Genomic DNA, 26612 nt, shown 5'->3' with positions numbered 1-26612 from the left:
GAGCCTTCCCTGGCATGCTGCCACATACAGCAGGCCGGGCGCCCCCTTCTTTACCCAAAGCACTGTACCATGTTCCGCTTGAATGCAACCTATCCGAATGCGAGATCTTTCAGCAAAAGCTGCAAACGCTTCATGCTTTTACTGCTTGGCATTACGATGACCGCCACCGCGATGGCAGACACTTTTCCCGTTACCAACACCAACGATGCCGGCCTTGGCTCTTTCCGGCAGGCCATCCTGGATGCGAATGCAGCTGGGGCGGGAACTCACTCCATCGTATTTAACGTTCACGGGCAGGTTACGCTGGCCGCGGGTTTCCCAACCATTACGGCGAACAACCTGACCATTGACGGGGAGAACAAGATCACGCTGTTTTGCCTGGGGGCCAACACTGCTGTCAATCCGTTTACGATCGATGCAGACGGCGTGACGATCCGGAACTTTACGATACAGAACAACGGGGGCATCAATGTGGACATTTTTGCCAACAGGACGGGGATCACGATTGAGAACATGCGGTCTTTCAGTACGGTGGGCAATTTCCTGAATGCATTCATGCGGATGCGGGGGGCAACTACCAACCTGACGATAAGAAATATCTATTCAACAGATGTGGAACCCACCGGCCCCAGTCCTCACATCGGGCGGGCTTTTTATTTTGAGGCGGGCATGCATACGAACCTGGTGATGGATAACATTAACTTAAGCACCGCGGGAAATGCCCGTGGCGCCGAAGCTATTGTATTCCGCGATGCGGCGGTGAACGGGTGGACGCTGACGAATTCCAATATCAGCGGTTTCCAGAATGCGATCGTGCTGGATCACACCGCGGGCGCGGTGGAAACAGCCAACAATATCATGTTCCGGAATGTGACGGTCGACTCGCTTTATGGTGGTTTGTCCCTGGGTTTTTACAGCGATTTTGTTAATACCAATATAGAACTGAACAGGTTTACAGTGGACATGGATGGAGTAGGGGATAATGAGGGGGATTATGCCATCCGTTTCGATAATACAACGAATAATGTAACGCTGGATACGATCAATATCAATGAATGCGATCTTAATTGCATCTGGTTCAATGGCGCTGCCAGCAATATTACGATCAACCAGGCCACGATAGGGTTAAATATGCCCGGGATCTACCCGTCTCCTTCCTATATCAGGTTCGAAGGCACGTCAAACACCGTTAATATCACCAATTCTGTGCTGGATGGCGATAAGCCTGGTAATGCGGACGATGCGGATTACGGGATCTTCTTCGTAGGCACGGCGACCGGCGTCACTATCGATAACGTCTCCTTCAATGAGTTTGACGGCGACGGGATCGTCGTAACCGGTGCGGCCACCAACTTCCTGGTCACCGATTCAAAATTTACCGGTAATAATGACGGTATTGAATTCGGTGGGAACTTCGCACGCAGTAATGTGGACATCGTTAACTCTTCTTTTAGGAACAGCGTTCGCGCCGGCATTGTGCTTAACGGCGCCAATGCCGTTTCTGATTATGACCTGACGGGCGATACGGTAATCAATTCCGCCCAGCACGGCATCTGGTTCTACGGCGCCGCGGGCGTAACAGACGCGCAGGTGACCGGTTGCGTCATATATGGCAACGGCGGCGCGGGTATAAATAATGATGCGCCCAACAAGGTGGTCATCACCAATAACTCCATTTATAATAATACTACCCTGGGTATTTCAAATCCCGCGGGCAACTGTACTTACACTGCCGCAGCCAGCCGGACGCCGGTGCTGGTATCGTCTACCTCGCTGGGAGGAGGGCAGTACCAGATACAGCTCACCGTTCCAAACATAACGGCAGGCGCGCAATACACGATAGATATTTATGCCAACGATCCCGCTACGAGCAAAACGAGCGGGCAATATTTTGTTACCTCCATACCGAACGTAAGCGCTGGAACCTCCACGCAAACTATCACTTACAATGCCGGCCCCGGCGCTACAGGCCTGGGTTTCTGGACGGCCACCCTTCGCATTCCCGCCAATAACTGCGGCACATCGGAGTTCGGCAACAGCATACCGATGACCCACGCCGGCCCTGCCTGCGTGAACAGTGCGGTGGTGGCCTGGTACCGGGCTGACCAGGCAGTGAACGGCGTGAACTGGGGAGATATTTCCGGCAACGCCAACCACATGACGGTAGTGGGCGACCCGGACGGCACTACTCACCTCGTGAACTTCAACCCCGCTATCTATTATGATGGCAACGACGCGCACCGTGTGCCCGTGGGAGAGAACAGCGCTTATACCCTGATGGGTATGGCCCAGCTGGAAGGTTCACAGACCGGCCGTGTATTTACCAGTTCCACCGGCAACAAATTGTTTGGCTGGCATGCTAACATGGAGAACCGGCTGTTCGTGGAAGCATGGTTAAACACCGGTAACGCGGTTACCACCAAAGGCAAATTGTATTCCTATGAAAGGACCAATACCGGGGCTTACGAATTCCGTGGCAACGGCGCTGCGGTGAAAACCGGCGCCACTTCCGATGCGGGCGTGTGGACGCTGGACGTAGGCGGCGCTTTCAACAACGAGTTTTCGAAAGTGCTGGTGCCGGAAGTATTTATCTATGGCCGCGACCTGACGCCGCTGGAAATGCAACGCATAGAATCTTACATGGCGCTGAAATACGGCATTACGCTCAACAACGGCGCCTCCGACTATATCACGAGCGACGGTACGGTACAAACGTACACCGCCGCGAACAACACAGGCTACGGCAGGCGCATCACCGGCATCGGCCGCGATGAATGCACCATGCTGAACCAGAAGCAGTCGCTGAGCCAGGACACCGGTGTGGTGACCATCGCGCTGGGCAACGCTATTTTGGCATCCAACGCCGCGAATACAAATACTTTCACCAACGATAAGGCCTTCCTGGTGTTCAGCGATAACGGCGGAGCACTTAATTATTTTACAGCGGTTACAGGAACCAATGTAACGCGCCGCATGGGCCGCATCTGGAAAGTGCAGAAGACCGCAGCCTGGGATAATACCCAACAGGTAACGCTGCGGGTGGAAGGCGGATCGCAGGACAATTACCTGATCATCAGCACAGCTGCTGATTTCGGGACCATCACCCAGGAGCTGAAGCTGAGCAGCAACGGCACCGTTACGCTCTCCAGCGCCGACCTGGCCGATGGGGCTTTCTTTACCTTCGGTAAACAACAACGTTTCCCTGGCGGCGTGGCCACCAATTTGCAGGCATGGGTGAAAGCCGATGCAGGCATCAATGCGGTGGATGACAACGTTAGCTCATGGACCGACCAGGCTGCAGCACGGGAATGGCTGAAAGCCCATCCTGCCGTAGTTCTTCCCTGGCAGGCGAACTCCATTAACTATAACCCGACTGTCAATTTCGCGGGTAACAGTTATTTCACCATACCGAGCATTACAGCTGCATATACAGCGGGTGAGGTATTTTCCGTGCAGTTCTCCAACCTGGCGGCTAATTCTGTTACCGCCAGCTTCCCGTTTGAATTTGGCGGCGATCCTGCCACTCTCACAGACCAGTTCTATCATTATAGCAACGGCTCGCATTATACGCACTTCGGCACCAACTCCCGGCCCGGCTTCCCATTGGGTGGCATCAATATGCAGCGCGCTCATGTGTTAAATAACTGGAGCGCTCCCGGCGACTGGGGACTGAACTTCGACGGCAGATCAGTTGGCGCCAGCACTACCTACCCTGTTACTTTCAGCAGGGGAGCAGGCATTAACTCAGCTATCGGCGCAGGCCATAATTCCGTCTTCCAGGGCCGCATTTCCGAGGTGATCCTCTACAACAGGCGCCTGACCGATGCGGAACGTTTACAGGTGAACAGTTACCTGGCGCTGAAATATGCGCTGACCCTGCAGACCGCCGCAGGTGCCGCAACTGACTACATTGCCAGCAACGGCACCACACGTATGTGGACCGCTACCAAGAACGTAGGCTACGGACAGCGTATCACCGGCATCGGCAGAGACGACAACGGTACTTTGCTTCAGAAGCAAAGCCGTTCGCAGCTTGACGGCGCCAATGTTAGCATTGCCGCAGGTCTCGGTTTCGCCCCCACCAACAGCGAGAACCCTACCAATATAGACAACGATCTTTCTTTCTTTACCTTCAGCGATAACGGTGGAGCAGCTACTTATACGCAGACAGTCAGCGGCCTGGGCGACGTGACCCTGCATATGGCGCGCATCTTTAAAATAGACCGCACCAACTGGGCGAAGAGCAATATCAGGCTGGCATTGATGGGAGCGGACAGCACGAAGTACCTGCTGGTGAGCAGCGATGCGACCTTCGGCGCGGGAGACAATATATACCGCCTCGATGAAAGAGGATTGGTGAATGTGGACAGCGACCTGCTGCCGGATGGTGCCTATTTTACTTTCGCCACCGTACAATCGGCTCCCGCCGGTGTTGCAGCCGGTCTTGAAGTATGGCTTCGCGCGGATGCCGGCATCACTGGCGGCAACAACGTTTCAAGCTGGAAAGAACTGAGCCCGTCCGGACGTGTATGGCCCAAAGGCTTTGCAGTTGTGGCAGAATGGAAACCGGGGTCTTTCAACTTCAATCCCGGCCTAAACTTCCCGGGTAATTACTATTTCACACAGCCGCAATTTGCAACTGCCCTGACGGCGGGTGAAATATTCTCTATACAGCTTTCTAACCTTGATAACAATAATGCCACACTACAATATCCTTTTGAGTTTGGCGGCACCTATGTGAGCAACCAGTCGACGTATACATGGAGTAACAATAACCAGTATACGTACTTCGGTTCGGCTACCGCACGGCGCAACTTTGCTTATCCTGCCGGTGTGAATGTGCGCAACCCGCATATGCTGAATATCTGGAGCGCCACGAACGACTGGGCGGCTGGTATTGACGGCAAGGTACTTGCAACAGCAAATGTCAATGCAGTGAGCTTCGCGTCGGCACCGCTCACGTATTATATAGGAGCCGGCCACAATTCTGTTTTCAACGGGGCTATTCCCGAGGTGGTTATGTACTCCCGCAAGCTGAGCGCTCTGGAACGCCAGCAGGTGCAATCCTACATGGCGCTCCGGTACGGCCTTACACTGGGCATCGATGTGCCCACGGACTACCTGGCCAGCGACGGTACTACTACCATGTGGCAGGCCGCTGAGGGTGGCGCCTTCTCCCGCCGCGTTACCGGTATCGGCCGCGACGACAGGGGCATGCTGAATCAGAAACAGTCCCTGAACTCGGAAACTGGTATCGTTACGATCGCTACCGGTCCTGCTGTTGCGGCATCCAATGCGGACAATGCCACGGTGATCACCAACAATCTTTCTTTCCTCAGCTTCGGCGATGATGACGGCGCCCTCACTTACCTGACCCCGGTGGCAGGCATTAATACGGTCAATAACCGGATGGCGCGCATTTTCAAAGCACAGAAAACCAACTGGGCCGACCAGGATATTACGATCAAACTTGCTGAAGGTAATTCGCAAACTTACCTGCTGGTGAGCGCGGATGCAACCTTCGGTGCGGGAGATGCCGCTTATGTAATGAACGGGGACGGCGAAGTTACTATCAACAGCAACCTGCTGCCCGACAATGGTTACTTCACTTTCGCCCGGATGATCAAAGGGCCGAACGGCGTGAAAGACGGCATCACCTTCTGGCTGCGCGCGGACGATGGAATGTCCAGCGGCAGCAAGTGGAGCGACTTCACCAACTACGGCAACGATGCCGCACAGGTGGCTGTAGCTGGTCAGCCGATCACGGATGCCCGCGGCCTGAACTTTAACTACAGCCTCATATTCGATGGTACGGACGACTACCTGGATATTACGACAACCCGTATCGATCCGTCTACCTCTACTATTTTCGCGGTTGCCAGCGCCTCCGCCTATGATGCCATCAGGGAAATAGTTGGATCCGGTGCGGTAGGTGGCGCCCAGGGAATGGAATTACGGGTTACTAACGGGGCCACCTTGAATTACCTGGAAAATTCAGCTGCAGTGGCTGGCGTAAACGGCCTGAATACTTTGCAGGCTAATAAACCGTATATCTTCAGCGTTACCCAGACAAATGCCACCAACGGTGTCCGCATCTTTGAAAATCATGCATTGGATAACCAGGGTACGGTTAATTTAACACCCACTACCGCGAATCTTATTTCCATAGGTTCCCGCACCACAGCCGCCCGCGGGCTTTACTGGAAGGGCAGCATGGGAGAGGTGATCGCTTACAACCGCGTGCTTTCCGATGTGGAACGCCAGTCGGTAGATTCGTACCTGGGCCTGAAATACGGTATCACATTGAATAGTGGCGCCACCAATTATCTTGCCGCAGACGGCACGGTGTACTGGACCGCCGACGCTACTTATAAATCCCGCGTAACCGGTATAGGCAGAGACGATGCCACCAATCTGAACACCAAACAATCCCTCAGCGTAGATGATGGTTTTGTAACCCTCTCGCTGGGTAATAATATTGCGATCACCAACGAACAGAACACCAACACCATCACCAACGACGAATCTTTCTTCGTATTTGCAGACAATGGTTTGTCCGCTTCATCATATTCCGAAGTTATCAGCGGTACGAGCGTAACCCGCCGTATGCCGCGCGTTTGGAAAGTGGATAAAACCAATTGGGCGGATCAGCCGATCATCCTGAAAGCAAATGCGACCGGCACTGACGTGCACCTGCTGATCAGTACCGATCCCACATTCGCTACTATCAACCAGGAACTGCCGCTGACCACGGAGAATACCATCACGCTGAACAGCAGCCTGATGGCGGATGGCATTTACTTCACCTTCGGCGCTCCCGCGAAATACCCGGGCGGCGTAAGTGGCGGCGTCCTGATATGGCTGCGCGCTGACGCCGGTACATCCGCTACTGCGGACAATATGCCGGTAAGCCGGTGGAGCGACTACAGTCCTGGCGGCAACTTCGTGGCACAGGCAACACCGGCCAGCCAGCCGCTGTACTTCGACAATGCAGCCAACAACCTGAACTTTAACCCCGTTGTAAGGTTCAATGGCGGTACCCATGGTTTAGTAGGCCCTTCCCTGCTGAAAACCGGTACCTATAACGGATCCGCTGCTTTCTATGCGGGCAACCAGACGTTGGCAGCAGCGACTGTGATCTTCACGGAGCCTGCCCTCTCCGGTTCCTATTTTTCGCTGCTCGCTACCTGGTCAGACAATTCTGTATACTGGGATCCTCCCTATCCCGCAAATCGTATTTCATATAACACGGGGGGTGTCAACAACCAAACAGTTCTCTGGACAAACACCAGTGACATTTCGCTTGCTGCCAACAGGCAGGCCATTTACAAAAACGGCCTGAGTGTAGCAACGGGTAATTTCGCCGGTGCTTTTACGGGTAACAACATCCCCTTCCAGCTGGGTCATAACGGTGGCGTCTCCTACAATGGCCGCATGGGCGACCTGATCATTTATGGCAATGGGCTGACGCCGATCGAGCAGCAGCGTATCAATACATACATGGCCATCAAATACGGCATTACGCTGAACAACGGCGCTACCGATTACCTGGCAACAGACGGTACCACCAAAGTGTGGGACGCTGTAGCCAATACAACTTATAAAAACAATATCGCTGGTATAGGCCGCGATGATGCGGAAGACCTTTTGCAGAAACAAAGCCGCAGCGTAAATGCGGGTATGCAGCCTGCCATTGGCCTGGGCGCTCTCGCAGAGACTAACCTCTCCAACGCCAACGCATTTACCGCCGATAAGAATTATATGGTATGGGGCGATGATGGCGCCAGCACGCTCTTCAAAACAGCGATCACCGGCAACCCCGCCGTGAACTACCGCATGGCGCGCATCTGGAAAGTGCAGGAAACAGGAACGGTAGGTACAGTGCAGATAGCGGTGCCTTATGATGCACTGCCTAATGCAAAAGAGACATACCTGGTACTGAGCAGCGATGCAACATTGGATGGAACGGACCAATTCGTGGCTGTAAGCGAGATGACGCTGAATGGCGTGAAACACTATGCAGCCAGTGTTGATCTCGCCAACGGTCAATACTTCAGCTTCGCTTCATATATCAAAGCACCGGGTGGGGTAGTAGGTACTTCCCTCTGGTTACGTGCGGATGAAGGTACCTCCAACACAACCGATAATACCGCGATCAACGGCTGGACGGATTATGCTTCCGACCTGAATAACGCGGTACAAACTACACCGGCCAACCAGCCGCTGTATGCTAATAATTTAACCGATAATGTCAACTTTAACCCCGTTGTGAAATTCAACGGTACAGCCAACCGGATGGTGCTCGACGGCACCAGGTTGCCGATAGGCACCATTGCAAGAACTGTCATTGCAATGACCACCAATGCTTCAATCGCCAGCAGGAGCGTGATCAGCTGGGGTAACAATCTTGCAACGTCCGTCGGCAATCGTTATGCTATGGAAATAGGCGGTGGGCAACGTTCTATCGAGGTTTCCAATGGCCGGTACGGTAACGTGGGTGGTAATACCGTACTTCCGAGCATTACCATGTATTCCAACGCGGCAAGCACTACGCCGTCTGCCACGCAGATAAAGATCAATGGCACCGCAGCAACGAACGCATTTATAGCTGTGGGCAATCCTGCCATTAATACAAGTTCTGTAGCGTTAGCTTATTTAGGCGATAACGTTTTAAATAGTGGTGGTTGGTATTACAGCGGTTCGATAGGAGAAACCATCGTGTATGGCAATACGCTTACGCCTGTTGAACAGCAAAGAGTGGAAAGTTACCTTGCCATCAAATACGGTCTTACGCTGAACAACGGCGCTACCGATTACCTGGCGACCGACGGCACTACCAAAGTATGGGATGCCACCGCCAACGTTACTTATAAAAATAACATCACCGGCATAGGCCGCGATGATGTGGAAGGGCTTGCCCAGAAGCAGTCCCGAAGCGTCAACACGGGCTTCCAGCCCATAGTGGGCCTTGGCGGCATTGCAGCCAGCAACCTGGCCAATGCCAATAACTTTACCGCTGATAAAACATATTTAGTATGGGGCGACGATGGCGCTTCTACCGCCTTCGCTACTGGCATGACCACCAAACCCGGCGTTACCGCCCGCATGACCAGGCTCTGGAAGGTGCAGGAAACCGGAACGGTAGGTAATGTACAGATCGCTATTCCCGCATCTGTCGTGTCTTCCACCGTTTCTTCCCTGCAACTGGTAGTCAGCAACGACGAGACGATTGACGGAAGCGACCAGTACAGCGCGCTTTCACAGACCACTATAGACGGTGTGGATTATTACGCCACTACCGTTGACCTGAACAATACCCAATACTTCACCTTTGCCGCGCTGGTAACCGCACCGGGCGGCGTGCTGGGCGATATATTGTGGGTTAAAGCCGACGCCGGCGTGCAGGCAGACGCCAGCAATAATGTAGAGCAATGGATAGACCAGAGCGGCAGCAATAATGTTGCTACCGAGCTGCGCGCATCCACGATCACGCATGCCGACCCGATCACGCCTACGGCAGCAATCGCTTATGTGCCGAACGCTATTAACTTTAACCCGTCTGTAGATTTTACCGGCGCCGCGAACAGGTCGCTGAAGGGTAATGCCCTGGCGGATTGGAATTCCACTCCTACAACCATCTTCGGCGTAAGTATAGTTGAAAGCCCCAGTATGGGCTTTGGCGGCATATTCAGCGGTTTGGCAGACTGGACGACTAATGATGGTGGTTCGGCCGGCATGAGTCTGGTTGCAAACTCCACTTCGTATTTCCTCGACGGAAGCGGCTGTAACTCGGGCATAAGCACCTCGCCCACCACAGGCGTACCAAGAATAGCCCGCGGTATTTACAGAACACCCGGCAACGCTCTCAACTCGGAGCTTGCTGTTAACGGCAGGATCGAGGTAGCTGCGGGTGCAAACTGCCTTGGTTATGCAACCACCTTCTTTGAAGTAGGGGGACGTACCGCGGGAAGCGCGGTATACGACAACCGTATTTTTAATGGTAAGATACCCGAAGTGATCGTTTACCGGTCTGCTCTTACCCCTGATAACAGTATAAAAATTGAATCTTACCTTGGTATTAAATACGGCCTCACGCTGGATCAGACGGCGCCCACCAGCTACGTGGCTTCAGACGCCGTGCCTTTCTGGACGGCTGCCAATAACGGCGCTTACAAGATCAACATCTTCGGTATCGGCCGCGACGATGCTTCCGCCCTCGTGCAGAAACAATCCCGCAGCGTGAACGCAGGCAACATCCTCACTGTAGGCCTGGGCTCTATTGCCGCTACCAATGCAGAAAATACCAACACCTTTACAGCAGACAAGAGCTTCGTGATGCTGGCGGGCAACAGCGCCGCTATGACCGTTTCCAGCACCGACCTGCCGGTGGGCAGCTGTATCGCTGAACGACTCACGCAGGAATGGAAAGCGCAGTTCACCAATTATGATATCGCCGCGCATCCCCTCAGCCTCCAGATCGATCTGAACGGCATCACCGTAGTAGGGGACGCCGTGGAAGATTTCAAGATCATGATCGACCAGGACGGCGATGGCAACTTCGCTACCGGTACCGTTACTGAAGTGCCCGCAACAGGTTTCAGCGGCGGCATCGTCAGCTTCGATAACGTGACCGCACTGACCGACGGCGCGGTGTTCACCCTCATTACCAATCATCCCGAACGCACCGCCAACCTGGTGCCGGATGCAACGGTAAGAACAGTGGCAGCCACCTGTATCGAAAACGGCACACTTTATTTCATCGATCCTTCCGATCCTAATAAATACATCGCATCTATCGCGCTGAACGGCAACACTATTGATGTGGCCCAGCTTTCCGCTGTGATAGACGTGAACAGGAATATGGCTACCGAACTGGGCCAGAACGTTGGCACCGATTATGGTACGCAGCTGATGCGCAGGCTGGTGAACATCACCTACACCGGCGCGGACCTCACATTGAATGGCGGCGTAACGCTCCGCCTGTTCTGGGACCCCGCCGAAAGGAACAATGCGGAAACCGCTCTTGGTACCACCCGCGGCGTAACCGGCACCCAGAGATGGACATGGTTCAAACATGCAGGTAACATTACCACTACCCTGGCGGACCTGGCTCCGGAAGGACTGGCAAACATCACCGAGCTGATCCCCACGGCCACCGGCCAGCAGGACGGCGTTGAATACGTTGAATTCAACAATATCCAGAACTTCTCCACTTTCGGCGCCCTGACCGCTGTGAATTCAGTGCTGGAAATACAGCAAGTGCAGAACGGCACGGAAGGCACGCAGAACGGCTCTTTCAGCATCAGCCTGCCCACCGGCGTAATGGCCACGGAAGACATTACGGTGAGCTACACCGTAACAGGAACCGCTACCAACGGAACAGACTATACGAGCCTGACCGGCACCGTCACAATACCCAGTGGCAGCAACAGCGTAACACTGCCGGTGACAGTTGACGATGACAACGTAATAGAAATAACAGAAGGCGTAACCGTTACCCTGGACGGGGCCACCGGCGTAGCCAGCGGCAGCCCGTATAAGATCAGCAGCACGGATGCCAGCGCCGCCGCAACTATTGCGGATAACGACGCGAACGATCCGGCGAAGACCGTTGTGGGCGTGGTCAACGCCGGCGACGCAACAGAAGCCACGACCCCCGGTTTCTTCCATATCAGCCTGCCCGCCGGTGTGACTTCTTCCGAAGACATTACCGTGAATTACGCCATTGCCGGTACGGCAACGCCCGGCGCGGACTATGGTGCAGTGGGCAGCAGCGTGATATTACCAGCCGGCCTGAACACCATAGCAATACAGATTTCACCGTCGCAGGATCTGCTGATAGAAAATATAGAGACCGTAACGATGGCATTAAGCGGCGGTAACTCCACCAGCTTCACGTTTACGCCGAGCACTACCGCGGGCAATGCTATTGTGAACATCAACGATGATGAGAACACGCCTGCCAACATGGTGCTGAGCGTTACAAAAGAAACAGATGCGGCAGAACCGAATGTGAACGGCGGCTTCAAGATCAGCCTGCCTGCCGGACTGCTGCCCACCGCGGATATCACCGTGAGCTATACCGTTGACGGTACAGCTACAAGCGGCGATGATTATGTGGCCCTCTCCGGTACGGCTACCATCCCCGCAGGACAGAACGACGTGACTGTTCCGTTCACCGTTAACGATGAACTGTTGATCGAGAATACCGAAACAGTAGCGGTTACCCTCACGGGCGGCACCTCTGCGGGTTTCACTTATACCATCAGCAGCATAAACGGCAATGCCACAGCTAACATCGCAGACAACGATAACAATACGACGAACAATGTGCTGAGCGTGGTGAAAACCACCGATGCGATCGAAGGAGATCCGACCGGCACTGATGGCGTATTCACCATCAGCCTGCCCGCTGGTGTTACTTCTTCCCAACCGGTTACGGTAAATTATACCGTAGCAGGTACAGCCGGCACCGCGGACTATGCCGCACTCAGTGGCTCAGTGCTGATACCGGCCGGCGATAACAGCGTGACTGTGCCTGTGACCGCCCTGCCTGACCAGATCATCGAAAACATCGAAACGGTGATATTGACCCTCACTGGCGGAACGAGCACCAACTTCACTTTCACGGCATCGCCCACCAACGGGGCGGCTACCGTGAATATTACGGATGACGACAATACGGCGGCTAATCGTATGGTAAGTGTGGTAAAATCGAGCGACGGAGCTGAAGGCAGCGGCTCCTTCTTTGGGTTCCGTTTACGCCTGCCCGCAGGGATCACCAGTTCCGAGAACATAACAGTCAATTATACGGTAACCGGTACCGCGGTAAAGGGCGCCGACTATAATGGCTTAAACACAGCACACTTCAGTGGTACGGCAACGATAGTGGCGGGAACAACTTCGGCCATAACCGGTACAGTGGTAGACGACCAGATCATTGAGGGTACCGAAACAGTGATAATTACGCTCACCAGCGTCAGCTCCCCCAGCTTTGCCTTCACCATTGATCCTGCTGCAGGCAACGCTACGGCCAATATTGCTGATAACGACAACATACCGGCAAACCTGGTGCTCAGTATCGCCAGAAAAGCCAACGCAGTAGAACCTAATACGGACGGCGCATTCACCGTGAGCCTGCCAACAGGCGTGGTGGCCTCCGAGGACATTGTGGTTAATTATACCGTTGGTGGCACGGCCACTGCCGGGGCAGATTATACCAGCTTGGGCACTACAGTGACCATTCCCGCGGGCTCCAACTCGGTAGACATACCGGTGGACGTGATCGATGAAACACTCATCGAGAATACGGAAACCGTGGTTGTCACGATTGCCGGCGGCACTTCCACCAGCTTCACCTTCACAGCCAGCACTACCAACAACATCGCTACAGTGGATATTGCGGACGACGACAATACGCCTGCCAATATGGTGCTTAGCATTACGAAAGAAACAGATGCGGCAGAACCGAATACGAACGGCAGCTTCAAGATCAGCCTGCCCGGCGGCCTGATACCGACCGCGGATATCACCGTGAGCTATACAGTGGACGGCACAGCCACAAGTGGCGTTGATTATGTGGCCTTCTCCGGTACTGCTACCATCCTCGCGGGACAGAGCGATGTGACCATACCGCTGACTGTTAGCGATGAACTGGTGATTGAGAATGCCGAAAACGTAAGAATTACCCTCACGGGCGGCACTTCTCCTGGTTTCACTTATACCATCAGCAGCAGCAACGGCAACGCAACAGCCAACCTTGCAGACAACGATAACAATACGGCGAACAACGTGCTGAGCGTGGTGAAAACCACCGACGGGGCGGAAGGAAATCCAACGGGCACCAATGGTGTATTCACCATCAGCCTGCCCGCTAATGTGACCTCCGTTGAACCGATCACGGTGAGTTATACCATTGGCGGTACAGCCGGCACCGCGGATTATACCGCACTCAGCGGCTCGGTAGTGATACCGGCCGGTGATAACAGCGTGACGGTACCTGTAGCTGTTCTGCCTGACCAGATCATCGAAAACATCGAAACGGTGATACTTACGCTCACTGGCGGAACCAGCACCAGCTTCAACTTTACGGCATCAGCCACGAATGGAACAGCTACCGTGGATATCACGGATGACGAAAATACTGCGGCAAACCGTATGGTAAGTGTAGTAAAATCGAGCGATGGAGCTGAAGGCAGCGGCTCCTTCTTTGGGTTCCGTTTACGCCTGCCCGCAGGGATCACCAGTTCCGAGAACATAACAGTCAATTATACGGTAACCGGTACCGCGGTAAAGGGCGCCGACTATAATGGCTTAAACACAGCACACTTCAGTGGTACGGCAACGATAGTGGCGGGAACAACTTCGGCCATAACCGGTACAGTGGTAGACGACCAGATCATTGAGGGTACCGAAACAGTGATAATTACGCTCACCAGCGTCAGCTCCCCCAGCTTTGCCTTCACCATTGATCCTGCTGCAGGCAACGCTACAGCGAACATTACCGATAACGACAACACAGCGGCCAACAGAACGCTCAGCGTTACCAAAGCAGGTGATGCAGCCGAACCATCAACAAACAATATATTCAATATCAACCTGCCCACCGGCATAACGGCAACCGAGGACATCACCGTTAATTACACCATCGGCGGTACGGCCACCGCGGGCGCCGATTATGTGGCCCTGGGCGGTACGGCTATCATCGCGGCCGGCCAGAACGGTGTGAGCGTGCAGGTAACGGTAAGCGACGACCAGCTGATCGAAAACACCGAGACGGTAGTACTGACCATCACCAATGGCACGTCCACCAGCTTTGCCTTTACGGCGGGCGCGGCGAATGCGGCCACGATGGATATTACGGATAACGAGAATACAGCGGCCAACCGCATCCTGAGTGTAACGAAAGGAGCGGATGGCTCAGAACCGACTACCAACGGCAGCTTCACTATCAGCCTGCCCACCGGCATCCTCACATCTGAAGCCATTACGGTGAATTATACGATCGGTGGCACAGCTACAGCAGGCAGCGATTATGTGACCCTGGGCGGAACCGCTACCATAGCGGCCGGCCAGAACAGCGTAAGCGTACCGGTAACGGTAAGCGACGACCAGCTGATAGAAAATACGGAAACCGTAGTACTGACCTTGACCGACGGCGCTTCCACCAGCTTCAACTTCACCGCCAGCACTACTGCGGGCAATGCCCTGGTGAACATCGCGGATGAAGACGCCACACCGTCCAACCTCCGGTTGAGCGTGGTGAAAACGGCGGATGCGTCCGAACCTTCCGCTAACGGCAGCTTCACCATCAGCCTGCCCGCCGGCATACTGGCATCCGAGGCGATCACCGTCAATTATGCAATAGGCGGTACAGCCATAGGTGGCACTGATTATGGCCTGCTGAACGGCACGGCTATTATCCCTGTCGGCCAGAACGGCATTGCCGTACCGGTAACGGTGATTAATGACCAGCTGATCGAGAACACCGAAACGGTGACCATTACAGTGACCAGCGGTTCATCAGCCAGCTTCAGCTACCTGCCCGGCACTACAAACGCCAGCGCATCGGCGAATATCGCTGATGAAGACAACACGGCGGCCAACCGCGTGATCAGCGCAACGGCCACCGGCGATGGCGAAGAACCGGGCACAAACGGCAGCTTCAGCCTCAGCCTGCCCACCGGCATCCTGACCTCAGAAGCCATTACCGTGAACTACACCATCACCGGTACAGCCACCAGCGGCAGCGATTACGTAGCCCTGAGCGGAACGGCCATCATACCGGCCGGTCAGAATGCGGTGAGCGTAACAGTGCCTGTAAGCGACGACCAGCTGATTGAAATTGACGAGACCGTGATACTGACGGTGACCGGTGGCAACTCCACCAGCTTCGCCTTCACGGCAAGCACTACGAATGCAGCCGCAACCGTCAACATCACCGATAATGATAACACAGCGGCGAACCGCACGCTGATCGTAACGAGAACCGCGGACGGCGAAGAACCGTCTGTTAACGGCGCCTTCAGCATCAGCCTGCCCACCGGCATCCTGACATCCGAAGCCATCACGGTGAACTATACGATCGCGGGTACGGCCACTGCCGGCAGCGACTACACCACACTGAGCGGAACGGCCACCATACCGGCCGGCCAGAACGGCGTAAGCGTACCGGTACCAGTGACCGACGACCAGCTGATAGAAGGTACTGAAACAGTAATAATGACGGCCACCGGCGGCAACTCCACCAGCTTCGCCTTCACGGCAAGCGCTACTAATGCCACTGCCACCGTCAACATTACAGACAACGATAACAATGCGGCAAACCGCGTACTGAGTGTAACGAAAACAGCGGATGCAGCAGAACCCGGCACCAATGGCAGCTTCAGCATCAGCCTGCCCACCGGCGTGCGGAGTTCCGAAGCCATTACCGTGAACTATACCATCGGCGGTACAGCCACTCCGGGAAGCGACTACACTGCGCTGAGCGGAACGGCAACCATAGCGGTTGGCCAGAACTCGGTAAGCATCCCGGTACCGGTAATGGACGAGCAGCTGATAGAAGCTATCGAAACCGTTGTGTTGACAATAAGCAACGGCAGCACCGACAGCTTCACCTTTACACCCAGCCCAACCAATGCAAGCGCCGCAGTAAATATTGCGGATAACGACAACAGCGACGCCAACCGCGTGCTGAGCATCACTAAAACGCAGGACGGCACAGAGCCGGGCACGAACGGCGCCTTCAGCGTGAGCCTGCCTGCGGGAATACTGGCATCTGAGAACATCACCGTAACCTACACCATCGCGGGCACAGCCACCGGCGGGGCCGACTACGCCGCACTGAGCGGTACCGTTACCCTCCTTGCCGGCCAGAACGCTGTGGCCATACCCGTAAATGTGCTGGGCGACCAGTTGCTGGAGAGCACCGAATCCGTTGCGGCAACGCTCCTGGGCGGCACTTCAGCCAGCTTCGTGTTCTCTCCGAGCACTACCAGCGGCAGCGCTACAGTAAACATAGCCGACGGTGGAAATACGGCCGGTAACCGCGTACTGAGCGTTACCAAAACCGGCGATGGCGGGGAACCGGGTACTAACGGCAGCTTCAGCATCAGTCTGCCCACCGGCATCCTGACATCAGAAGCCATTACCGTGAACTACACCATCGGCGGTACAGCCACCAGTGGCAGCGATTATGTTGCCCTGAGCGGAACAGCGACCATACCTGCCGGCCAGAACGCAGTGAGCGTAACGGTACCGGTTAGCGATGACCAGCTGATTGAAAATACCGAGACCGTGATATTGACAGTGACCAACGGGACTTCAGCCAGCTTCGTCTTTACGGCAAGCGCTACCAATGCAGCCGCCACCGTCAACATCACCGATAATGATAACACAGCGGCGAACCGCGTAGTGAGCGTGACGAAAATAGCCGATGCCGACGAGCCCGCCGGCGATGGCAGCTTCAACATCAGCCTGCCCACTGGCGTGCTGACCTCAGAAGCCATCACGGTGAACTTCACGATCGCAGGTACGGCCACAGCCGGCAGCGACTATACTGCACTGGGCGGAACGGCCATCATACCGGCCGGTCAGAATACAGTGAGCGTACCGGTACCGGTGATCAACGACCAGCTCATCGAAAACACCGAAACCGTAATATTGACGGTGACCGGTGGTAACTCCACCAGCTTCGCCTTCACGGCAAGCACTACCAATGCCATCGCCACTGTGAATATCCTGGACGACGACAGCAACATGGCGAACCGCACAATGATCGTCACCAAAGCAACGGACGCAGCGGAACCGTCTACCAACGGCGGCTTCAGCATCAGTCTGCCCGCAGGCGTTGTGCCCACGGAAGACATCACCGTTGCCTATACAATAAGCGGCACAGCCACAGGCGGCATCGATTATACCGCTCTTACCGGCACAGCAGTGATACCGGCAGGGCAGACCAGTGTAAGCGTGCCCGTTACCGTGACCGACGACCAGATCATAGAAGGAACCGAGACCGTGATACTGACACTTGGCAACGGCACATCAACCAGCTTCACTTATACTCCTGGCGCAACCGCTAACAGCGCAACCGTAGATATCACAGACAATGACGATACCGCGGCCAACCTGGAGCTTTCCATCACCAAAGCCAGCGATGCGGCAGAGCCCGGCACCAACGGCGCCTTTACGGTAAGCCTGCCCACCGGCATTATTTCAGCGAACCCGATTACAGTGACCTATTCGATAGGCGCAGGTACTGCCACGCCGGGAACGGATTACAGGGCCATCACCGGCACCGTGATCATTCCTGCCGGCCAGAACGGGGTAAGCGTGCCCGTAACAGTTATCGATAACCTGGTGATAGAACCCTCCGAAACGGTGATCATGAACATCAGCGCAGGCAGCGATGCTAAGTTCACTTACACAGTGGCTTCCGGCGCGGCATCTGCAACTGTCAACATCGCAGATAATGATTACACCGGCAACAGCAACGTGGTGCTCGTCACCAAAGTGTCAGACGCCATAGAAGGCGGTACCAACGGCCAGTACAGGATCTCCCTGCAGCCTGGTGTTACCGCTTCGGAAGATGTGGTGATAAACTTCAGCCTCACCGGCTCAGCCACTACGAATGTGGATTACACGATGTTAGGACTTTCAGCCGGCAACATTGTAATACCCGCGGGGGCCAATGAAGTGTTCGTTGATGTGGACGCCGGTAACGACGGCATCATTGAAGGACCTGAAACGGCGATATTGACACTCACCAGCGCTGCGTCCGCCAGCTATCCATTCACCATCGACCCATCCGGCAGCAGTGCAACCGTGGCCATTATAGACGCCAATGCCGCCAGCAGCACACCGCTGCAGGTGTTAACCGGCACCAACGCAAGCGAACCGGCCTCCAACGGCAGGTTTAAAGTGAAGCTGGCCGGGGTGGCCACTTCCGCACAGCCGATAACAGTTGGCTACAGGCTGTCTGGCACAGCAGTGGCAGGTCTGGACTACGAGGCGCTGGGCACGATCACGATCCCTGCGAACACTAACAACATAGACATCGATGTGAATGTGCTGGATGACCAGATCATTGAGCCTGTGGAAACAATGGTGTTCACCCTGCTGTCCGGCAGCTCCACAGACGGAGGCGGCAACGCATTCATCTTCCCGCCTGACCCGGCTAATGACGACATTGAGGTGAATATCGCCGACAACGACGCCACTGCCGCCAACCAGGTGCTGAAGGTGGTGAAAACAACCGATGCCGCAGAACCGGGAAGCCATGGTGCTTACACCGTAAGCCTGCCGGCAGGCTATACAGCCAGCGCCGACATTATACTTAGCTATGGTTTTGGCGGCAGCGCTGTACGGAATACAGATTATACCGTAAACCTGATCAACTTGCCGGCTTACTCCAACAGCGTGACCATCCCGTTGAACGTGATTGATGACAAGATCATTGAGAACACCGAGATAGCCATATTCACCCTTCACGCAGGTTTGGACGGCAACTCCTTCAATTATACCGCTGATCCGGCTATGAACGAAGCAGAACTGAGCATTGCAGACGACGACAACACGGCGGCAAATAAGGTACTGCTGGTAACCAATACGGCCAACGCAGCAGAACCGGGCACCAACGGCTCATTCAACATCAGCCTGCCTGCAGGGGTATTCAGCTCCGAAGATATCACCATCAGCTTCACGACAGCAGGTACCGCCGTTAACGGCACGGATTATGCTAATCCGGGTACCAGCGTGGTGATACCGGCTGGCCAGAACGGCGTAAGCGTTCCGGTGACCGTGATCGACGAACTGGTGATAGAGAATACCGAAACAGTTGTACTGACCGCAACAGGCGGAAACAGCACCAGCTTCAGCTTCAACCCGGCCACCGGCAATGCGGCCGCTACCGTGAACATCGCGGACAACGACAACACGGCGGCCAACCTGTTGCTGAGCATCGCCAAATCTGCAGACGCAGCTGAACCGTCCGCCGCAGGCGGCTTCACCGTAAGCCTGCCCACAGGCGTGACAGCATCAGAAGCGATAACAGTTACTTATACAGTCCAGGGCACAGCCACCAGCGGCGGCGACTATGTAACCCTCAGCGGCAGCGTAGTATTGCCCGCCGGAGACAACAGCGTTGGCATACCGGTTAACGTGAACGACGACCAGGTGATAGAAGGAATCGAAACAGTAGTGGCAACACTTACCGGTGGTACATCAGCCAGCTTCACGCTCGCACCTGACGCCGCAGCCAATACAGCTACCGTAAACATCGCAGACAACGATAACATACCCGCTAACCAGGTGCTTACCGCAACCAAAGCAGCGGACGGTGCAGAACCGGGCACAGCCGGCGCCTTCACCATCAGCCTGCCGGCGAACATCACCGCGGCAGAGCCCATCACCGTGAACTACACCATCAGCGGCACCGCCACGGTCAACAACGACTATGTGACATTGAGCGGCACCGCCGTGATCCCTGCCGGACAAAACGCCGTAAGCGTAGCAGTGAACGTGCAGGACGACCAGGTGATCGAAAATGTGGAAACTGTGGTCATGACCCTGGCAGACGGTGCATCCTCCGGCTTTACCTATACAGTTAACACCGCGGCTGCAACAGTGAATATTGCGGATAACGACAACACGCCGGCCAATACCGCGCTGACGGTGGTGAGGACCATGGATGGGGAAGAGCCCGGTACCAACGGCCAATTCGCTATCAGCCTCCCTGCAGGGGTAACAGCGGTAGAGGATATCACCGTAAATTATACGGTGGCAGGCACCGCAGGTAACGGGGCCGACTACACGACCCTCACCGGCACTGCCGTGATCCCTGCCGGAACAGCCACTGTGAGCATCCCTGTAATCGTAACAGACGACCAGATCGTTGAAACCACCGAAACCGTTATTATAACGCCCACAGGTGGAAATTCAACCAGCTTTACATTCACCGCAACCGGTAATGCTACCGTTGCCATCACAGATAACGACAACACGCCGGCGAACATGACGCTGGATATCGTGAAAACTGCCGATGCTGAAGAACCGGCCACAGGAGGCGCATTCCGCATCAACCTGCCGGCGGGCGTTCTGGTAGCGGAAGACGTTACGGTGAGCTATACCGTTTCAGGCACAGCTTCCGGTGACGACTATGTGCTGCTGAGCGGCACGGCGGTTATCCCTGCGGGCCAGCCCGGGGTGAACGTACCGGTTGCCGTTAAGGACGACCAGATCATCGAGATCACCGAAACAGTGATCGTGACGGTGACAGGCGGCGCTTCTGCGAACTTCACGCTGACTGCCGGCAGCACCAATGGCACAGCCACTGTAGACATCCTGGATAACGAGAGCACAGTGCCGGCAAACATGGCGCTGACCATTACGAAAGGAGCAGACGGAGCAGAGCCTTCCACAAACGGCAGCTTCACCGTAGCCCTGCCCACAGGCATCACTTCATCTGAAGAGATAATGGTGAACTATACCATAGCCGGTACCGCGGGCGCAGGTGCAGACTACACCCCGCTGAGCGGCTGGGTACTGATACCTGCCGGACAGAACAGTGTAAGCATCCCTGTGAACGTACTGGACGACCAGATCCTGGAAAATACAGAGACTGTAATCGTGACGCTCACGAACGGCAGCTCTTCCAGCTTCAATTACACAGCAGGCGGCAACGCAACTGTGAACATTACGAACAACGACAACACACCGGCTAACATGACCCTCGTTGTTACCAAAACACGCGACGGAGCAGAACCGGGCACTGGCGGGGGCTTCAATATTGGCCTGCCTGGCGGTATCATCACATCCGAAGATATCCAGGTAACCTACACCATTGCCGGAAGCGCGACCGGTGGCGCTGATTACGAGGCGCTGAGCGGTACGGTGACCATACCTGCCGGTCAGAACAGTGTAAGCGTTCCCGTGAACGTGACAGACGACCAGATAATAGAACCGACAGAAACAGTGGTACTGACCCTCACGGGCGGAACCAGCACCAGCTTCACCTTCACCGGTACGGCTAATGCTACGGTAAATATTACAGACAATGAAGGCACACCGGCCAACCTGGTGCTGAACGTTACCAACAGCGGCGACGCGGCAGAACCGGCCACGGACGGCAGCTTTACCATCAGCCTGCCTGGCGGCATCACTTCATCCGCGGACATTACCGTGAACTACACCATTGGCGGTACTGCCGCAGGGGGTACAGATTACAGCGCCCTGACCGGCTCCGTGATAATACCTGCCGGCCAGAACAGCGTAGCAGTGCCGGTAATCGTAACGGACGACCAGCTGATAGAAGGAGACGAGACCATCATCCTGAACATCACAGGCGGCACCGCCACCGGCCTCACGTTCACGCCGGGTACAAACGCCTCCGCGACCATGAACCTGGACGACGATGACGACGCCGACCTGAACCTGGTGGTAAACGCCAGCACGCCCAATGCCGCAGAACCGGCCACAGCGGGTGCATTCACTATCAGCGTGGCGAGCGGTAAGATACCCACAGCGGATATCACCGTGACCTACACCATCGGCAGCACCGGCACCGCTACTGCAGGCACAGATTACACAGCCCTTACCGGCACCGTGGTGATCCCCGCAGGCCGCAGCAGCGTGACCGTTCCGGTTGCCGTGCAGAACGACGATCTCATAGAACCGGCTGAGACGGTTATACTGAACCTCACCGGCGGAACATCGTCCAACGTCACCTACACCGTAGGCACAGAAGACACCGACACCGTGACCATTGCGGATGATGACAATACAAGCCTGAACCTCGTGATAGCCGCCAGCGTGCCCAATGCAACAGAGCCGGGCGTAAACGGCGAGTTCACGATCAGCCTGGCGGGCGGCAAACGCACGCAGGATGCCATCACCATTCAGTACATGATCGGCGGATCGGCTACGCCGGATGCGGATTACAGGGCCATCAGCGGTACCATCACCATCCCGGCGGGCGCAGGCAGTGTAACCGTTCCAGTTACCGTTCAGGACGATGATGAAATAGAACAGCCGGAAACCGTGCAGATGATACTCACCGGCGGCCAGTCGGCCAGCTACACCTACACACCGGGCGCTGCGGCCAACGCTACCGTGACCATCACGGATACGGACAGGCTGCGTGGGGACCTGGTGGTGACCAAAACCATCGTATCGCCGGCCACAGGCCCGTACCGCATGGGTCAGAACCTGACCTACCGCATCACGGTGAGGAACGCAGGCAACGTACCGGTTACCGGGGTAAGAGCGGAAGACCGCCTGCCTGTACAGCTGGATGTGCCCACGCATACTTCCGCTGAAAGAGGCCAGGTGACAGTAACGCCGGCCACCAAGCTGGTAGAATGGAACATCGGCGACCTGATGCCGGGGGCTACCGTTCAGATGACGCTGACCTCCCGTGTAATAGAAGGCGGCCCGCTGGTGAACGAAGCTTCCGCTTACAGCGCCACCATGCCGGACGCGGATTCTTCCAACAACGTGGCATCGGCCAGCACGGCGATAGAAGGCTTCGACCTTTCATTCCCGAACGTGATCACGCCGAACGGCGACGGTAAGAACGAGCGGCTGATCATCGGCGGTCTTGAAAAATATCCGGGCTCACGCATCCAGATATTCAACCGCTGGGGCGGACAGGTATATCGTTCAAACGACTACCGCAACGACTGGAACGGTTCGGACCTGAACGAAAGCACCTACTACTATATCCTGGAAGTGAAGAGACCGAATGGCATTAAAACATATAAAGGATGGGTATTAATCGTGCGGTAATGACAATAATATTCTCTGCTGATCTTAAAAGTGTAAAGATGCAAACAGTACTCAGGGCAGTGATAACGGTTTTGCTCCTCATCCCGGGAGCCTGCGCAGTGGCGCAGCAGAACATACAGTTCAGCCAGTATGTTTTCAACGGGCTCAGTATCAACCCGGCCTATGCCGGGTATAAGGAAGACCTCTACCTGAATGCGACCTACCGCCACCAGTGGGCAGGTTTCCCGGGGGCGCCGCGAACCGGCGGCGTATCCCTGGACGGGGTGACGCCCGCCAGCGAAGGCAGGGTGGGCCTGGGCGGACAGGTATTGTTCGATCAGCTGGGGCCGCAGGAAGCATTGTCTTTCTACGGTTCCTATTCCTACCGCATCCCGCTGGACGAGGAAAACACTAAACGCCTGTGCATCGGCATCGGCGGCGGTGTGAGCCAGTATTCCATAGACGGGGCGGCGCTGCAGTACGTGGACAACGACGACGTGGCCATTCCCACCGGCAAAACCAGCACCTGGGTACCTGATGCGCGTTTCGGCGTGTATTATTACACGTCTAAGTTCTACGCCGGTGTGTCTGTCATGGATCTTTTTTCCCTTTACTCCGACGCTTCGCGCTATAACTGGAAAGGCAACAATTATTCCACCATCCGCAAAACGCAGCACCTGTATGTAACGGCGGGTACGGTGTTCCCGCTGGGGGAAAAGCTCCAGCTGAAGCCGTCGTTCCTGGTGAAGGAAGACTTCAAAGGGCCTACCAGCCTGGACCTGAACGCCTTCCTGCTGATCGGGGACCGGATATGGGTGGGCGGATCTTACCGCACCAATGTGAGCATCTGGAAAAAGACGGCCCTTCAGCGCGACCTCCAGGAGACGAACGCGGCCAGCGCCATGGTGGAATTCTATGCCACCCAGCAGCTGCGCATCGGTTATTCCTACGATCTGAACGTGAATAAAATGGCGGGATACCAGGGCGGATCGCATGAGATCTCCCTCGGCTTTTTATTCCCTTCCAAAAAATTCACGGTACAGAATCCCCGGTATTTTTAAACCCATTACTTAAGGACGTATGATACGACGCAGTTTAACCTTTATCCTGACCATGACGCTTGCCGGCAGCCTGTATGCACAGGAGCAGAAAAGCGTGCTGCAACTGGCTGAAGAAGCCTATGCACGCGAAGAGTATGCGGTGGCAGGGGCGCTGTACAAACGGCAGGCCCGCAGCAAAGGCGACAGAACGCCGGTGGCCCTGCTCATGAAAATGGCGCGCAGCTACCAGGAGATCGGCTACTTTAAAGAAGCGGCGGGCTTTTACCAGCAGATCATCGCACGGCCGGATCACCCTGCGGCGGCTTATTTCGCTTACGGCGAAGCGCTGCGGCAGCTGGAACAATACGATTCCGCCCGGCAGCAATACGCCCTGTTCACCACTGCGAATGCAGACAGTATAAAGCTGAAAGAAATAGCGCTGCGCGGCTGCGACAGCGCCGCCGTGTGGAAACCCGCGCCGGTGCAGCTCCAACCGCTCAAAGAACTGAACACACCCGGCTCCGACCTGGTGAGCGGCGTGATCAAACAGGGACTGCTGCTGATGTCTAACGGCTACCGCGAACTGGTGCTCAACGGCAATGCGGAATCCAACCCGCAAACGGACCTGCGCACGAAGCAGCCTTTTTACAAAGCCTACGTATACCAGCAATACACACAAGGCAATGCCACGATGTACCTGGAAGAGCTGGTGCCGAAGCTGCTCGGTAAATATGATTACCACATCGGCCCGGTCAACATGAACCGCACGGAAGATACGCTCTATGCTACCATCAACATACAGGGAAAGAAAGTGCCCTTTACCGGCAAAGGCCCGGTGAACGGGGTGCGCCAGCTGCAGATCTACCAGTCCGTTAAAACCGGCGGCAAATGGGGCGAGATGGTGCTGCTGCCGGGCATTAACGTGGCGGGCCATTCCTCCAGCCATGCGGTGCTCAATACGGACGGCAGCATCCTGTATTTCGTGTCGGACCGCCCCGGCGGTTTCGGGCAAACGGACCTGTGGTACGCTGAAAAACAGGCTGACGGCAACTGGGGCTCGCCGGTGAACTGCGGGGATAAGATCAATACCATCGCGGCGGAAACATTCCCCACCGTGAACGAAGACGGCATCCTTTACTTTTCCAGCAAAGGCTACGCCGGGCTGGGCGGTTATGACATCTATCGCGTGAAAGGCGGGAAAACCAGCTGGGAAACGCCGGAAAATATGAAAGCGCCTTTCAACTCCGGTGCGGACGATATCGGCCTGGTGCTCAAACACAATGGCTATGAAGGGTATATGTCCTCCAATAAACCAGGCGGCATGGGCCGTGATGATATTTATTATTTCGCGGACCTGGATTACACCAACCGGGTGAACCATATTGCTCCTCCAGGCGTGATCGATCACAGCAAACAACCGCCTGTGACGCCTTCCACCGGTACGACCGGCACTACGGGCACCACCGGCCAGCCGCCTGTGCGCAGGCAGCTGACCGCTGAAGAGGAAGAAGACCGGCGTACGCTGGAGCAGCTGAAGTTCCTCTACGACTACAACAGCGCCCGCCTGCTCACCGAATCGCGGCAGGTGCTGGACAGGGTGGCCGACGTGCTGAAACGCAGGCCGGACTGGAAGATCGTGATCGCTTCGTTTGCGGACAACCGCGGCGCGGATCAGTATAACACCGATCTGTCTGCCCTGCGTTGCTTCTCCGTGATCGATTATCTCGTGAATAAAGGCATCGACCCGAAACGCCTCTATTACGCGAACAAAGGCGAGCTGGAACCGGTGAACAGGTGTAAGGACGGCGTGCC

General features: G+C 55.6%; 3 protein-coding genes and 2 pseudogenes. All 5 read left to right on the top strand.

Annotation, left to right across the window (positions count from 1 at the left end; genetic code table 11):
- Nucleotides 1-69: 69 nt before the first annotated feature.
- Nucleotides 70-19116 (top strand): annotated as a pseudogene (locus ACTJIK_RS24870) (Calx-beta domain-containing protein); the annotation flags it as partial.
- Nucleotides 19102-20277, top strand: a pseudogene (locus tag ACTJIK_RS24865) (Calx-beta domain-containing protein); the annotation flags it as partial. The pseudogenes ACTJIK_RS24870 and ACTJIK_RS24865, both read left to right, overlap by 15 nt.
- A gap of 30 nt (nt 20278-20307) precedes the next feature.
- Entirely contained in the window at nt 20308-23781 is a 3474-nt protein-coding gene (locus tag ACTJIK_RS24860) for a Calx-beta domain-containing protein (RefSeq protein ID WP_440650470.1), read from the top strand.
- Between the two features lie 38 nt (nt 23782-23819).
- Nucleotides 23820-24821, top strand: coding sequence for a PorP/SprF family type IX secretion system membrane protein (locus ACTJIK_RS24855; protein WP_440650254.1), 1002 nt, complete (start codon nt 23820-23822; stop codon nt 24819-24821).
- A 19-nt stretch (nt 24822-24840) separates the two neighbouring features.
- The coding region (locus ACTJIK_RS24850; RefSeq protein WP_440644178.1) for an OmpA family protein at nt 24841-26612 on the top strand (1772 nt) is incomplete at its 3' end.

Origin of the sequence: Chitinophaga sp. 22620 (assembly GCF_052044405.1) — a bacterium.
Taxonomy (GTDB): Bacteria; Bacteroidota; Bacteroidia; order Chitinophagales; family Chitinophagaceae; genus Chitinophaga.
The sequence above is the reverse complement of the archived record's forward strand: the minus strand, read 5'-3'. Positions and strand labels throughout refer to the sequence as shown.

Bases quoted from the DNA above. Each gene is read 5' to 3' on its own strand.
- ACTJIK_RS24855 (WP_440650254.1), top strand. From the start codon at position 23,820: ATGCAAACAGTACTCAGGGCAGTGATAACGGTTTTGCTCCTCATCCCG.